This is a genomic window from Enterococcus sp. HMSC078F03 (assembly GCF_001811595.1).
Taxonomy (GTDB): Bacteria; Bacillota; Bacilli; order Lactobacillales; family Enterococcaceae; genus Enterococcus; species Enterococcus faecalis.
On sequence record NZ_KV805549.1, the window covers coordinates 1 to 13,698 of the forward strand.

Genomic DNA, 13,698 nt, shown 5'->3' on the forward strand with positions numbered 1-13,698 from the left:
TTTCATCTATATATCCTATTTAAGCCTGTAAGAGCGAACGTTGAAATCTCTTCATTGCATAACTACCGATCAATATTTGTGAAAATGGCTTAGAATTGCTCTCTCATCACTATAATTATCATTAATAATTGAATATAGAATAACCCCCAAAAAAGATTTTCAGGGGGTGGGGTTTTATTTACTTACTAATTTTATCGATGCAAACTTTCCCAGTTTCATCAAGCAAAGGTGTGATTCCTCCTCTAGGGCTCTCTAAATAATTAACACCAGTAACTGTATCAACTACAATTTTATATCTTGATTGAGTTAAAGATTCACTTTCTTTTTCAATGAAACGTTCTTTTTTATTTGGCTTCTCCGTTTTAACCGGAGAGTTAAAAAGTTGTTGTTCTTTCACATGATTATCCGGATCAACTCCAAAGCGTATTACATCTAATTTTCTGTCGAGATAAAAAGGTAAACCATTTTTATTAACTGGCATAAATATTCTCCTTACTTCTTCTCACTTTTTTTGTTTTGCCTATCTGCTATCCTTTTGTCTTGTTTCATATTTCCAGCAAAAAAAGCAATTCCTACTGCACTTGAAGAAAAAACAAATTCTAAAGCTGACCAACGAAACAGTACCGTCAAAATTAAAATAATAAATATTGCGATCACTAAAACTGCGTCTTTTGTTCCAAAATTTAAATACCCAAAATTCATTAAAATCTCCACCTTTTTTAAATTATTGAAAGTAAACAATCAAAAATCTTTTTTACTTTTTCAATCGTTTTGAGCTACTTCATTTGTTTTTTCATCAATTGGTATATAGTTGCCTTGATACAATTTGTATTCTTTATTGCAGCTATCACATTTAAACTGATTATACTTTCCCAGTTCTCTTTTAGCTAATTGCCCGCAGTCACAATCAATAAAAGTAACTATATTACTTTTGTTCCATGTGCTGATTTCGATCCCCCAATGATCATATGTTTTTCGAACTACCATTTGTTATCCTCCTTATAACAATATTCTTTAATCATTTCCTTGAATTCTTGTTTTGTTTTAGGGTTCGTTCGTATGACTTCTTCAGCTAATTCTAAAAATACCTGCTCAACTTTTTCTGTCATGCTCTCAAAAATAATCAACGGGTTCTCTTCTTTCTTTACTCGATTCTTATATCTTTGGAAGTTTGCTGAATAAAGTCGCCCGTTTGACATTATCTCAATCCCATAACCTGTTACTAAAGGATTTTTCAACAACTGAATAATCTTTTCTCTATTCTCTATGTTAACCACTCCTGAATTATTTCTCACTAAGTAACTGTTCTTCCTTTGCTTGTTTCTTGATTCGTTTGAGTGTAGATAAAGAAATTCCTGTTTTCTTTTCTACTTCCCGCATACTGTTTGTTTGGATAGGCTACAATTAACTAGACAGAAAAATTAAGGTGTGTAGACTAGAAGAAAATATACCAGGAGGAATTTTTATGTCTAAGAGAACACGAAGAACTTTTTCACAAGAATTCAAGCAACAATCGTCAATCTTTACTTAGCTGGAAAGCCACGTGTAGAAATCATTCGAGAATATGAACTAACGGCTTCAGCATTTGACAAATGGGTAAAGCAATCTAAAACGAGTGGTTCATTCAAAGAAAAAGATAATCTTACGCCTGAACAAAAAGAATTGTTAGAACTACGTAAAAGAAACCAGCAATTAGAAATGGAAAATGATATTTTAAAGCAAGCAGCGCTGATATTCGGACGAAGAGACAAGTAATCGATGCGAATAAGCATCTTTACCCTATATCAGCGATGTGCAGAATATTAGGTCTATCACGTCAGTCCTATTATTATCAATCAAAACCAAAGAAAGACGAATCAGAACTTGAAGAAGTAGTCGCTGAAGAATTTATCCGAAGCCGAAAGGCCTACGGCTCAAGAAAAATAAAAAAAGCCTTATCAAAACGAGGCATTCAGATCAGCCGACGAAAAATTAGTAGAATCATGAAAAATAGAGGATTAAAATCGAGCTATACTGTTGCTTATTTTAAAGTACATCATTCTACTTGCAATGAAGCCAAAACGACAAACGTATTGAATCGTAAATTCTTAAGAGACAACCCATTAGAAGCGATCGTAACAGACTTGACTTATGTACGAGTCGGGAAAAAATGGAATTATGTCTGTTTCATTTTGGATCTGTTCAATCGAGAAATTCTCGGCTATTCTTGTGGAGAACATAAAGATGCCGTTCTAGTAAAAAAAGCATTTAGCCGTATCAAACAACCTCTGACAGAGGTTGAGATTTTTCATACTGATCGTGGAAAAGAGTTTGATAACCAAACTATTGATGAATTATTAACAACTTTTGACATCAATCGATCATTGAGTCATAAAGGCTGTCCTTTTGATAATGCCGTAGCTGAATCAACTTATAAGTCGCTGAAAGTAGAATTTGTCTATCAATACACATTTGAAACCTTACAACAATTGGATTTGGAGTTATTTGACTATGTCAATTGGTGGAACCACCTTCGGTTGCACGGTACACTTGGCTACGAGACACCGGTTGGTTACCGTAACCAGAGATTGGCGCAGCGAATCCTTGATAATGAGCTCGGATGTGCTAACGCTAGCGAGGCAGTCTAACTTTCACTGTTAGCTCCTGCCGAAGATCGTCACATCCGAGGAGGCTCATTGTCAAGGACAATCGGAATAGTATACGGAAAGAAGTTCTGCACCTTATAAAATTTGTCAAAAAAACTGTTGCCATTCCAGTTTACTGAGTAACGCATTATTTTGCAGAAGGACGAGTTATTTACACAAAATTATTGACGCTCCCGGTTGGTACAACAAGAATTGCAGTAGCATAGTCACCATTGATGAAACTACTTAATGATTAAATTGAGCAATTTCTCAAATAGCACAAACTGCTCTTCATAAAACGAAAAGCAGTTCATAATGTATTTAGATATTTCATTGTGCTATTGACCAGAAACACACTATTTAAGGTACCTTTCTCTTTTCGCTGAGATTCACCAACTTCAATTGCACAAAAAAGTGTGAGCACAAGGCTCACACTTTTTCTAGTTGACTATCCTAAAAATTCGAAAACATCTTTACGATCATACAATTTCAAGATTTTTTCAAATAAGATTTGACCTACGAAAGCAGCTACGATTGGTACAACAAACCAGCTGATTAATAGTAGAATAATACTCAAACCGGCGTCCAATGAAGCCAACGGACCTACCAACCCTACCAAACCGAAACCAGCAGAAGCAGGAGTCCCTGAGACTGAGAATAACGCTACTGGAATTGCTGAGATGATAGCGGTGAATAGACATGGCACCAAGATAATTGGTTTCCTAAACAAGTTTGGCATCATCATTTTCATAGCACCCAATGCGATGGCCAAAGTAACCCCTGGTTTGTTGACTTTCCAAGAGTTAACTACCAAGACAACTGTTGTTGCGGCAACACCCATAGCGGCTGCACCAGCAGAAACACCGTTCAATTGAATTGCCATACCAATGGCAACTGTAGAGATCGGCGAGATAATCAAGAAAGCAAAGGAACATGCAATCAAGATTGACATCAAAATTGGTTGCAAAGTAGTAAAGGTATTAATTAAGTCACCGATAGCGGCAGTAATCTTGGTTACGTAAGGATATAAATAATAGCCGATTAGACCAGCGCCGATACCAACAACGATTGGTGTTGCAACAATTGCCACGGACCCAAATTTTTCGCCGATCAACAAGATCATGCCGACAGCGATTGATGCAGTAATCATGGTATTGATGATGTCTCCGGTACCAGCACCGATATAAGTAGCTGTGTCAGGATTGAATTTCACAACACCGGAGCCAACGAAAGCTGCACCGGCAACTACTAACATTTGCATTGGTTTGAAGCCAAACTGCACCGCAATCAAAGCGCCAATCAATAGTGGAGTAGCTAGTTGGAAAATAACTGCCATTTGTGTGATCGTTACTGCTAAGGTATTTTCACCAAATAATTTCAAAATTGCTGCCAATACCGCGTTAGGAATCAACCCTACGATGATCCCCGTTGCGGTACCCGCTAATACTTTATTTAAAAATATTTTTGGTGTTAATTTTTCTTCCATTTTCTCGTCCTCTTTCTAATGATTACTATTTCGCTCCTAGAATTTCTTCTTTACTATGAACCAGTTGCGTTAAGAAATCACAGTAAGGAGTTACTACGCCATATTTTTTACCTTTACGAGAAATGGCTCCGTTGATGTAGTCAATCTCGGTCAAACGGTTATTTTTTATCAAGTCTTGGTGCATCGATGGGAAATGCATACCAATCGTAGTCGGGTCAAAACAAGTTTCTACATGTTCGATTACTTCGGGAATGTCTAAGTTGACGTTTTCTTTGGCAGCAACAGCTGCAAATTCGTTAACAATAGTCACTACCATGTCATGAGCAGGTTTGGTTGCACCAAGCCCCGCCATATTGACGTCTAAAATCGTGCATAAGCCATTCATCGTACCATTGACACAAGCTTTACGATAAATTGAATAATGAATGTTGTCGGAATATTTGGCATTTAAACCAGACGCGGACAAAGTTTCCGCCAATTTTTTCGCTGATTCTTCTTGGCCAATACCTAGATTTTGCAATTCAACAGACCCGCTGCCAAATAATTTAGCCTTGCCGGGACCTTCTAGACCAGCAGTCCACATGGTGTTGCCGATAAAGATTTTTTCCATCGGTACGAATTTTTCGATTACGTCTTCATGACCGATACCGTTTAAAAGACACAAAACTTCTGTGTGATCAGCAATTAATGGTTTAACATCCTGCAGCATTTTTTCCAACTGCATTGCCTTCGTGAATAAGATAATCAAATCAAATTGCTCACCAGTGGGCACCTCATTCTGATTAACAATTGGGACTTTAACAGTAATTTCTTCGTCATTATAATTAGCCTTCAATCCGTTTTCTTTGATGGCATTGATATGCTCCTGCCAGCCGTCGATTAGCAAAACATCGTTACCACCTTGTTTCAACATCAGTCCGAACCGGGAACCCATCGCGCCGGCCCCTGCAATTGCAATTTTCATAAATAAAAGCCTCCAAACTTAATTTATAATAAGTGAACATTTTCACATTTCTCATTATAGAGTTTTCATTCGGAAACTTCAAGTAGTAAAGTGTCAAAACAATGATGAAATCATTTAGTTCTTATAAATTAGACAAGAGAAAATAAATATTCCATATCTACTTTATTGGATCCATAACATGACTAAATTCTGAATACTTTTTAAAGCTTATCATTTGGTAAAACAGAATATAAGTTAATTATATAGACTGAAAATTTTGAATTTTCAGAATAGAATAACTTAAAAGTACTGACAAAATTTTTTAAAGGGGCAATATTAATGTTCTGAGATAATCAAATCTTACCGAAAATATCAAAAGTCCAATGTGACACAATCGGATTCTGTCACATTCGTGAAAATCGCTCCATCCTTAGAGGCTCTAAGAGAAAATCACTTTTCTTTTAGGGCCTTTTTTCTATAGCTTGTTTAAATGTGACTTATTATCTGTTATAATCATATTAAGTAACATTTGAGAGGAGGCTAAAAATGAAGAGCGTGGAACCGATTCGCGACAAAAAAAAGATCGATGCCATGAAGGCCATTTTGGCTTCCGGAAAATATGGGCAACGAAATTTGGTGCTTTTTTCGATTGGGATCAATATGGCGTATCGAATCTCTGATTTAAGACAGTTGAAATTAAGTGATGTATTAGAAATTTCCCGTGGTCGGGTAATTGTCAAAGAACGTCTGGCCATGAAGGAACAAAAAACAGCGAAACACAATTCGGTCTTCATTTCGAACAAATTACGAAAAGTGATTCTTGATTATGTTCAATCAGAATTTCCTGAGCAGTTACAAGCACAAGACTTCAGCAAGTATTTGTTTCCAAGTCGAAAAGGAGCAGATACGCCTTTGACCCGACAAAGCCTTTGGCGGATCATTCATGAAGCAGGAACTGCAGTTGGGTTAAAAGAAATTGGTCCCCATTCGATGCGTAAGACCTTTGGCTATTTTTTATACAAGCAAGGAACCAAAACAGAGATCATTCAGTCGCTGCTTAACCATTCTTCGCAACGGGAGACTTTACGCTATATCGGGATCACCCAGGAAGATAAAGATACCGCAGTAAAAAGTTTGGATCTATGAAAGAATAATTCCCTATATAATAGAAGGAAAAAATTCATAGTTTAATATGATTATGTAATTATATGTCTTTTGTTCATTATTATCGGACTTTCAAAATGTTTGGATTAGATGATTTAAAGAGTTATGTTTTGAAAATTACTATCACATGCTTTCATCTTTTTTGTTTCCAATAAGGTGTTTAATAGAATTTTTTTAGGAAGGTATTTTAAATATGGTAAAAACAACAAATTCAACTATGTTCGATAATCTTGATATATCTGGTATTTGGTCTTTAGCGGATAACTTTGAAGAATATTCTGCTGGTGTATTAACGTACTCTGCTTCTAATAACTATGAAATTAATCTAAAGTTAACTGATACATCAATATATAAATTATCTGAAATCCCAGTAATATATGGAATTGCTAGTAATTCCGAAAGAATAACATTATTAAATAATAGAGTAATCAATTCAAACATAGGTGCTTTTGGTTCCGCTACCATAATTTGCGAAAAAATAGTTATAGGTCCTGACTTTTTTGGGAAGCCCCAAGAGAGTTGCATAAAAAAAGTTTCATTTAGTTTCTATAAATTAAATGAGTGGATGAATCTTCCCATATGGAATAGTGATTATGACCATTCTAAAGACGTATATATGATTTGGCATAAAAAAATTCCGTTGAGAGAATATAGAATTGAGGAAATAAAAGGCTCACTAAAAGAAAATTATGTATATAGCCAGCAAAAATCAATTGAAAATATCAATATCAGTATTCGTATTGAAAATTTTTATACATTAATTTTTGATAATGGAAAGAATCTAGATGAAGTATATGAATGTATATATAAAGTAGTTCAATTTTTTTATGTGTTATTTGGTTCTGAACTCCCTGTCAAATTTATAGAGTTTGAATATGGATCGATAAATATAGGTAACAAAGTTATTGGAAAAAAAATATAGGATGTATGTCAGGCAGAATGCTAAAGTTCAATCAAGAAAGCTTAGACCTTATGAGCTATTTCCTTATGCCACAATAGCCGATAATTTATCAAAATATATTAATAATTGGTTCGCATTTTATGCAGATTTAGAGACTATTATACAGACATATGTAGGAGACTTACAACTTACATCCTTTTTAGAAACACAGTTTCTCAATGCTTGTAGAAATGTAGAAATTTTTCATCGAATATATTTGGAGAAAGAAAAGATAGAAGGCCCTGAAATTGTGTTTATGAGAAAAAAACTCATGGAAATTGTAACAGGGGCAGAAGAGCCCGTCAGAAAATACTTTTCTGAAAGAATAAATTATACGGGAGAAGAAACACTCTCGAAAAGAATAAAAGAAAGCTTAAAAGTTGTTCCGAACCCTATTCTAAAGGAAACTATCTTATACAGATCTAAGTCACTATCCGATTCTAAAACTAGATTTGTGAGAGCGTGCGTGAATACAAGAAATTTCTTAACACATGGCAGTCAGGATAAAAGCAAATATCAACCCATTTTTGAAAAAGAAAATCTATATATGGCAACAAAAATTTTAAATACTTCTCAAATGTCAAATTAAGTTAGACAAATCATCATCAGCTAAATAGCTCAAGAATACTTCTAACGGTGTCTTGTAATTCAATGATTTCCTTGGAATGTGATTTCTTTTTGATACCACCGATTGGATAAAGGTTTCAGATACACCATTAAAATCCATAGCTTTATATAAAACATCTTTACATAATAAGCCATTTGAATGTTCATTCAATCCTCGTTGAGAAGGTGTTCCTGGATCCGCAAAATAAATTGAAATATCGTTGGTATTACTAATCTTTTTCCAATTCGAGAATTCTTTTCCACTCATTGGTAAATCGTGAGTGTCAAAGGTTTTATCTTTAAACATTCGATACAGTGTACGTACCGAACAAGCAATAGGAAACTCCGCTCGACCAATAAGGACATCAGGAGCCCACCCTTGAGCCACCTTTTTTTGAATGTATTCCTGTTGCTCATCTGATAACATAATCGGATGTCTTCCGCAGTTACGTTTGTTTTTCTTATATTGTTTATAGTAGCTCATTGCGCTTCCACCAGATTTAAGAAAACGATAGACCTTATAAATAGTTTGTCGAGAACGTTGTAACAGATTGGCTACTTTTGAAACAGATGGTGATTGATTGAAATAAGCTTCTATCATTACGAGTTCAGTTGGTGTAAGATGGTTATAGGTCATTTGTACTCACTCCTTATAATTCTTTCGTCGGAACTATTTTGAGTGTAGCACAAATGACTTTTTTTAGTTGTCTAGCTTAATTTTACAATCGGCGAATTAAAAAAGTAACAAAATCCTTAATGAAAGCGTTGACTTTTTGTTTGAATAGTATTATTATGAGTTAAACGAAAGTTAAAAGAAAATTAAACGAAAATAAAACGAAATAAAATGAAATTGTAGAGGTTGGAGATATGGAAAATTTAGATCGATTGAAGGATATAGTAAATTTTATAAATAAAAAGAAGCGTATTACAACAAAAGAACTTTCTGAAAAGTTTGGTGTCACAGAACAAACTGTAAGAAGCGATTTGGCTTTATTAGAACGAGAACATAAGATTATCCGAGTTCATGGAGGTGCAAAAGCAATTGACACAGATATATCTTTCGATGAACGTTTAGAAGAAAATGTACCAGAAAAACGAAGATTAGGGGAATATGCTGCTTCATTAGTTGAAGAAGGAGACATTATCTTTTTAGACGGTGGTACAAGTATGATGTATCTCATTGATGCATTACCAAAAGAAATCCATCTTCGAATAATTACTGCTAGTCTGCCCATAGCTGATAAATGTAGTCAATTAATAAATGCTGATATCTATTGTTTAGGAGGCATGCTCAATAAGCGAACAAAAGAGATGTATGGACCAAGAGCAGTGGCTGATGCTGAAACATTAATGGCTAACAAAGCATTTATAGGAGTAAGCGGTTTTTCTGTAGAAGATCAATTCACTGAAAATAATGTTCTTTCACTAGATGTGAAAAGTAAAATTCTAAATTCTACTAAGCAAAAAATAGTAGTAGCAGATTCCAAAAAGGAAAATAGAATTGGCATACAACGTGCATTTACTTTTAGTGACTTTGAGTTATTCATTACTGGAAAAAAAGTATCCAGTAAGTTTATCTCTGAAATAAGAAAACATATGGAGGTGATTCAAAAATAAAACTTTTAAATAAAATTAAAATTGAAAGGGGGTGAAAATGAATGTACGCGGATTTTATTCATCAAGAGTTGATTTTTTTTAATTCTAAATTTACTACAAAAGAGCAATTCTTTGAAGAAGCAACTAAAAAATTGAAAATGCTAGAGTATGTGGAAGATAGTTTTGAATCAGCAATTATGACAAGGGAGATGAGTTTTCCTACAGGATTAGAACTAGGGCATATTAATATCGCTATTCCCCATACTGATCCACAGCATGTAAAAAAACCGTTTGTTGCAGCCTATCAATTAAATAATCCGATTGAATTTGTACAAATGGCAACCACAGATAGTTTAGTTCCATGTGAATTGATTTTAATTTTAGGAATCACAGATCCAAAAAATCAAGTGGGATTATTATCAACAATTATGGAAATATTTGGAAATGATGAGAAGGTTTCTGAATATCGAAAAGTCAAATCACCAAAAGAGTTATATCACTTTTTACAACAAAATCTTTAAATTGAGAAAGGATGAATGAAAATGAAACGAATTATTGTTGCTTGTGGAAGCGGTGTCGCAACAAGTCAAACTGTTGCTTCAAAAGTTCAAAGATTATTAAATGAGAGAAAAGTTGATGCTAGCGTTGAAGCTGTTGATATTAAATCAATTAGAACGTTTATAAAAAATGCAGATGCTTATGTATCTATTACTCCAGGATCTGAAGATTACGGTGTTCCTAAATTTGATGGTATTAAATTTTTAACTGGGATGGGTATGGATGAAGAATTAGATCGATTAATTGAAGTGTTGCAAAAATAAAGGAGGATTTTGTCAATGATTGAAGTAATTTCGAATTTCTTTCAGGCAATTCTAAATATGGGAGCTACAGTGTTTGTACCAATCATAATGTTGATAATTGGTTTAGTAGCAAAAATGAAATTTAAAGATGCATTCAGTGCAGCATTGATTTTTGGGGTAGCATTTGCTGGAATGAATTTAGTTGTTGATTATATGTTGGGAAATATTACACCAGCCGCAAAAGCTTTTGCGGAAGCAACAGGAATCAATTTAACAGCGATTGATGGTGGATGGACGACAGGCGCTTCGGTAACATGGGCTTGGAAATATGCTTTTCTTGCTTTTCCAGTGACAATTATTATCAACATCATCATGTTAGCATTTAAATGGACAAAAACACTTAATGTGGATATGTGGAATGTGTGGGGAAAAGCATTTTGTGCAGTAATGGTCTATTATATATCAGGAAATCTGTATCTAGCTTTTCTAGTTGTAGCCATTCAAGTAGTCGTTGAGTTAAAAATTGGCGATATTTGGGCTAGAGAGATTCAGGAATTAACGGGAATTCCTGGTGTGACTTTACCTCATCATATGACATTAATTGCAGCTTTGTTATATCCAGTAGATAAATTTTTAGATTTATTTCCTATTTTCAACAAAAAAATGGATGTAAATGCTTTGAAAAACAAAATCGGTATTTTTTCTGAAAATCATGTAATGGGTTTTATTGTCGGTACATCGATTGGTTTAATTGGTAGATATTCGATTTCAGACGCATTGATTTTAGGAATAAACGCGGCTGCGGCTTTAACGTTATTTCCACTTGTTTCTAAGTTATTTATGCAGGCATTGTCGCCTATATCAGACGCAATATCAGAATATATGAGAAATAGATTTAAAGGAAGAGAGTTGTATATTGGTTTGGACTGGCCAATCTTAGCAGGAGCAAGTGAAATTTGGGTGCTGGCTATTTTGTTAATCCCATTTGAATTATTATTTGCAGCAATTTTACCAGGAAACCAAGTATTGCCTTTTGCAGGATTAATCAACTTATCCATTATTGTAGCTGCATATTTGCTAGGAAGGGGAAATATGTTAAGAATGCTTGTATATGGAATCATAACCACGCCAGTATTTCTATATATCGGAACTTACTTTGCCCCATACATTACTCAATTAGCACGTGATACAGGCGCAGTGAATGTTGAAGAAGGTACGATGCTAGCATGGGCAACTATTGAGAATGGTGAATTTAAGTTTGCTTTTGCAAATGCAATGGCAGGTAATTGGTGGGGAATAGTATTGGCAATTGCTTGGTTAGCGTTATTTGTCATTTTCTATATTGGTCGTAGTAAGGAAAATGTAAAACGTTATAGTGATGATTCAGAAATGGATGCGGTATAAGATGTTGAATAAACAAAATATTTTTAATATAAGCTCCATTTTTTTAGCTATGTTCCTACTAATTGCAGGATATTTTGGAAAGAATGCATTTCTTTCGGGATTATCTTTAATGATAGCTGTGTTGACTTACTATCAAACAAAAGGAGATAATCACACGTAAAATTATTAATTGAAAGGAGAGGAGCTATTTGATTTATACGATTACTTTGAACCCTGCAATTGATCATGTTTTTCACATTCAAGATGAATTAACTCGAGGGAAAAATAATAGAATCGCTGAAAGATATATGGATGTAGGAGGAAAAGGAACCCATGTTTCAGTCGGATTGAATATCTTAGGTAAAGAAAATAACTGTACGGGTATTACCGGAGAAAATAATTGGAATGAATTAAAGAACTTACTAATTAAACATCAAACAAAAAGTTCTTTCTATACAGTGTCTAAAGAAGACGTGCGAAATAATATTGTTCTTACAGATGATGGTGGAAAAGGTAGTTTCATGATTACAGAATATGGTTTTAAAATTAACAAACAAATTATTGATGCATTTTTCACTCAGGAATTAAATCAACTGTCTTCTAAGGATACGGTAGTAGTTGCAGGAAATCCATCTCTTCAAACACCAGTAGAAGTATTCGCTTATTTACTTGATAAGTTAGAAGAAAAAAAAGTTCAATTAATTGCTGATGTTTCAGGAAAATTTTTAGATGAAGTATTAAAAAGAGCTGTCTTCTTAATCAAACCGAATAACTATGAATTTTCTGAAATTATAGGTGAAGAAATTCTTTCTTTGGAACATTGTATTGAAGTATATCAGAAGAAAAAGTCAGTACTAACCAATATGAAATGTATTTCTGTATCTATGGGAGAAAAAGGATCTGTGTTACTAACAAATGATGAACAATATATATTTAATTCACCAAGAGTCAAAACAGTAAACGATACTGGCAGTGGAGATGCGTATGTCTCTGGTTTGGTTTACGGTTTTTCGGAAAAATTACCCTTAAAAGATATAGGAATTTTGGCAACTGCAGTTGGTGCTGCTAAAGCTGAAGAAACATTAAGTACAGGATTCTCAAAAGAACGTGTTCTAGAATTAAAAAAATTAGTTCAATATAGAAAGATTGGTGAGTAAACATAATGCTATACTACGGAGAACGAGTAAAACTGTGTAAATTTATCAAAAAAATGTATGATCGTAAATTTACAAATGCAGCAGGAGGAAATGTCAGTATAAAAGTAAGTGATGACCACTTTATCATGTCACCAACACTAATGTCTCAAAACTATCTTTGCGATTTAAATCCAGAACAAATTTTGGTCATTGATAAAGAGAAAAATATCATTGATGGTTATGGTGGAATTACACGTGAAATTAATATGCACATGGCTGCTTATGAAGAAAATGCAAAGATTAACTGCGTAATTCATGCACATGCTTTGAATTCAATGGTTTTTGCAAGTATGGGATTAGATATGCCTAATATTAGCGAAGGAACTCAAAAAATGGGAGAAATCAAATGTCTGGAATTTGCTCCAGCAACCACTCCTGAGTTAGCTGAAAAAGTTAGAAAAGAAGTAAGACAAGATCAAGCTATACCGAAATCCTATCTGTTACGAAAACATGGTGTTCTAGTAGTTGGAGCTACTTTAGAGAAAACCTATGATATGCTTGAGCGACTCGAATGGAATGCATACATCGCCAAAGAATATTTGATTTTTAAACAATTAGGAATAACAGGTATAGATGACCTTGTTGAATATGATTATAACACAGAAGAGTAAAGAGACTCTAGTTTCAGGATAAAAAAGAATAGTAGCTTGGGATTTAATACGGACAAGGATTATAGGATTCTTGTTCGTATTATTTTTTTTGCTATCAAGCAAACAATACAATACTGTATTAGAATAATTTATACAGATACGTAATTGTTCATAGTTGAACATTTGTGGAGAGTGTAAAATATTTTGTGTAAATGAATAAAACTATACAAAAAAGGAAGTCCCTTCTGTAGAATAGAGTTACCACAACACATTCACAGAAGAGAGGACTTCCCTATGAACGATTTTACTACAGAAATTCTAAAGACTCTAGCGAACAAAGGCGATTTGAATGAATTATTCCGTGTCCATT

General features: G+C 34.0%; 16 protein-coding genes and 2 pseudogenes. 10 read left to right on the forward strand and 8 right to left on the reverse strand.

All coding sequences use genetic code 11. From position 1 onward, the window contains the following. Positions 1-178: 178 nt before the first annotated feature. From HMPREF2810_RS03815 to HMPREF2810_RS15685, 5 genes and pseudogenes are all read right to left on the reverse strand, one after another. On the reverse strand, positions 179-481 hold the full coding sequence (locus tag HMPREF2810_RS03815) for a DUF6440 family protein (RefSeq protein WP_002372577.1): 303 nt from the start codon (positions 479-481) through the stop codon (positions 179-181). Between the two features lie 11 nt (positions 482-492). Further along, entirely contained in the window at positions 493-702 is a 210-nt protein-coding gene (locus HMPREF2810_RS03820; protein ID WP_002382045.1) for a hypothetical protein, read from the reverse strand. A 60-nt stretch (positions 703-762) separates the two neighbouring features. After that, entirely contained in the window at positions 763-987 is a 225-nt protein-coding gene (gene uvrC / locus HMPREF2810_RS03825) for an ultraviolet resistance protein UvrA repressor UvrC (protein WP_002383635.1), read from the reverse strand. Then, positions 981-1,295, reverse strand: a complete 315-nt coding sequence (locus HMPREF2810_RS03830; protein WP_002383634.1) for a hypothetical protein — start codon at positions 1,293-1,295, stop codon at positions 981-983. Before HMPREF2810_RS03830 ends, uvrC begins: the two co-directional genes overlap by 7 nt. After that, a pseudogene (locus HMPREF2810_RS15685) lies at positions 1,285-1,395 on the reverse strand (recombinase family protein); the annotation flags it as partial. The pseudogene HMPREF2810_RS15685 and the gene HMPREF2810_RS03830, both read right to left, overlap by 11 nt. 70 nt (positions 1,396-1,465) lie before the next feature. Here HMPREF2810_RS15685 and HMPREF2810_RS03835 point away from each other — a divergent pair. Beyond that, positions 1,466-2,627, forward strand: a pseudogene (locus HMPREF2810_RS03835) (IS3 family transposase). A gap of 445 nt (positions 2,628-3,072) precedes the next feature. On the opposite strand, the gene HMPREF2810_RS03840 reads toward HMPREF2810_RS03835, so the two are convergent. Beyond that, positions 3,073-4,110 carry a PTS sugar transporter subunit IIC gene (locus HMPREF2810_RS03840; RefSeq protein WP_002355369.1) on the reverse strand — a complete coding sequence of 346 codons (1,038 nt, stop codon included), beginning with the start codon at positions 4,108-4,110 and terminating at the stop codon, positions 3,073-3,075. 25 nt (positions 4,111-4,135) lie between these two features. Then, positions 4,136-5,074, reverse strand: coding sequence for a 2-dehydropantoate 2-reductase (locus HMPREF2810_RS03845; RefSeq protein ID WP_002383633.1), 939 nt, complete (start codon positions 5,072-5,074; stop codon positions 4,136-4,138). A 525-nt stretch (positions 5,075-5,599) separates the two neighbouring features. Between HMPREF2810_RS03845 and HMPREF2810_RS03850 the strand changes: the two genes are divergently transcribed. The 3 genes from HMPREF2810_RS03850 to HMPREF2810_RS15985 all read left to right on the forward strand — a co-directional run bounded on the left by HMPREF2810_RS03850 (position 5,600) and on the right by HMPREF2810_RS15985 (position 7,746). Continuing rightward, positions 5,600-6,199, forward strand: a complete 600-nt coding sequence (locus HMPREF2810_RS03850) for a tyrosine-type recombinase/integrase (RefSeq protein ID WP_002400713.1) — start codon at positions 5,600-5,602, stop codon at positions 6,197-6,199. Positions 6,200-6,410: 211 nt separating this feature from the next. Beyond that, entirely contained in the window at positions 6,411-7,139 is a 729-nt protein-coding gene (locus HMPREF2810_RS15980; protein ID WP_256278659.1) for an ApeA N-terminal domain 1-containing protein, read from the forward strand. Next, on the forward strand, positions 7,123-7,746 hold the full coding sequence (locus HMPREF2810_RS15985) for a HEPN domain-containing protein (protein ID WP_256278660.1): 624 nt from the start codon (positions 7,123-7,125) through the stop codon (positions 7,744-7,746). Before HMPREF2810_RS15980 ends, HMPREF2810_RS15985 begins: the two co-directional genes overlap by 17 nt. On the opposite strand, the gene HMPREF2810_RS03860 is transcribed toward HMPREF2810_RS15985, so the two are convergent. Further along, positions 7,738-8,400, reverse strand: coding sequence for an IS30 family transposase (locus HMPREF2810_RS03860; protein WP_002400715.1), 663 nt, complete (start codon positions 8,398-8,400; stop codon positions 7,738-7,740). The genes HMPREF2810_RS15985 and HMPREF2810_RS03860 overlap by 9 nt on opposite strands. 230 nt (positions 8,401-8,630) lie before the next feature. On the opposite strand from HMPREF2810_RS03860, the gene HMPREF2810_RS03865 reads away from it, so the two are divergent. From HMPREF2810_RS03865 to HMPREF2810_RS03895, 6 genes are all read left to right on the forward strand, one after another. Continuing rightward, positions 8,631-9,380 carry a DeoR/GlpR family DNA-binding transcription regulator gene (locus HMPREF2810_RS03865; RefSeq protein WP_002400716.1) on the forward strand — a complete coding sequence of 250 codons (750 nt, stop codon included), beginning with the start codon at positions 8,631-8,633 and terminating at the stop codon, positions 9,378-9,380. Positions 9,381-9,421: 41 nt separating this feature from the next. Then, positions 9,422-9,880, forward strand: a complete 459-nt coding sequence (locus HMPREF2810_RS03870; protein WP_002400717.1) for a PTS sugar transporter subunit IIA — start codon at positions 9,422-9,424, stop codon at positions 9,878-9,880. A gap of 21 nt (positions 9,881-9,901) precedes the next feature. Further along, entirely contained in the window at positions 9,902-10,180 is a 279-nt protein-coding gene (locus tag HMPREF2810_RS03875) for a PTS sugar transporter subunit IIB (protein ID WP_010775703.1), read from the forward strand. Between the two features lie 15 nt (positions 10,181-10,195). Continuing rightward, the gene (locus HMPREF2810_RS03880) at positions 10,196-11,563 is read left to right on the forward strand and encodes a PTS galactitol transporter subunit IIC (protein ID WP_048942346.1); all 1,368 of its coding nucleotides are present in this window, start codon (positions 10,196-10,198) and stop codon (positions 11,561-11,563) included. Positions 11,564-11,751: 188 nt separating this feature from the next. Next, entirely contained in the window at positions 11,752-12,699 is a 948-nt protein-coding gene (locus tag HMPREF2810_RS03890; RefSeq protein ID WP_010775702.1) for a 1-phosphofructokinase family hexose kinase, read from the forward strand. 5 nt (positions 12,700-12,704) lie between these two features. Beyond that, the gene (locus HMPREF2810_RS03895) at positions 12,705-13,349 is read left to right on the forward strand and encodes a class II aldolase/adducin family protein (RefSeq protein ID WP_002400722.1); all 645 of its coding nucleotides are present in this window, start codon (positions 12,705-12,707) and stop codon (positions 13,347-13,349) included. Positions 13,350-13,698: the final 349 nt, after the last annotated feature.

Coding starts and splice junctions, on each gene's coding strand:
- HMPREF2810_RS03815 (WP_002372577.1), bottom strand. CDS start 481: ATGCCAGTTAATAAAAATGGTTTACCTTTTTATCTCGACAGAAAATTA.
- HMPREF2810_RS03820 (WP_002382045.1), bottom strand. CDS start 702: ATGAATTTTGGGTATTTAAATTTTGGAACAAAAGACGCAGTTTTAGTG.
- uvrC (WP_002383635.1), bottom strand. CDS start 987: ATGGTAGTTCGAAAAACATATGATCATTGGGGGATCGAAATCAGCACA.
- HMPREF2810_RS03840 (WP_002355369.1), bottom strand. CDS start 4,110: ATGGAAGAAAAATTAACACCAAAAATATTTTTAAATAAAGTATTAGCG.
- HMPREF2810_RS03845 (WP_002383633.1), bottom strand. CDS start 5,074: ATGAAAATTGCAATTGCAGGGGCCGGCGCGATGGGTTCCCGGTTCGGA.
- HMPREF2810_RS03850 (WP_002400713.1), top strand. CDS start 5,600: ATGAAGAGCGTGGAACCGATTCGCGACAAAAAAAAGATCGATGCCATG.
- HMPREF2810_RS15980 (WP_256278659.1), top strand. CDS start 6,411: ATGGTAAAAACAACAAATTCAACTATGTTCGATAATCTTGATATATCT.
- HMPREF2810_RS03860 (WP_002400715.1), bottom strand. CDS start 8,400: ATGACCTATAACCATCTTACACCAACTGAACTCGTAATGATAGAAGCT.
- HMPREF2810_RS03865 (WP_002400716.1), top strand. CDS start 8,631: ATGGAAAATTTAGATCGATTGAAGGATATAGTAAATTTTATAAATAAA.
- HMPREF2810_RS03870 (WP_002400717.1), top strand. CDS start 9,422: ATGTACGCGGATTTTATTCATCAAGAGTTGATTTTTTTTAATTCTAAA.
- HMPREF2810_RS03875 (WP_010775703.1), top strand. CDS start 9,902: ATGAAACGAATTATTGTTGCTTGTGGAAGCGGTGTCGCAACAAGTCAA.
- HMPREF2810_RS03880 (WP_048942346.1), top strand. CDS start 10,196: ATGATTGAAGTAATTTCGAATTTCTTTCAGGCAATTCTAAATATGGGA.
- HMPREF2810_RS03895 (WP_002400722.1), top strand. CDS start 12,705: ATGCTATACTACGGAGAACGAGTAAAACTGTGTAAATTTATCAAAAAA.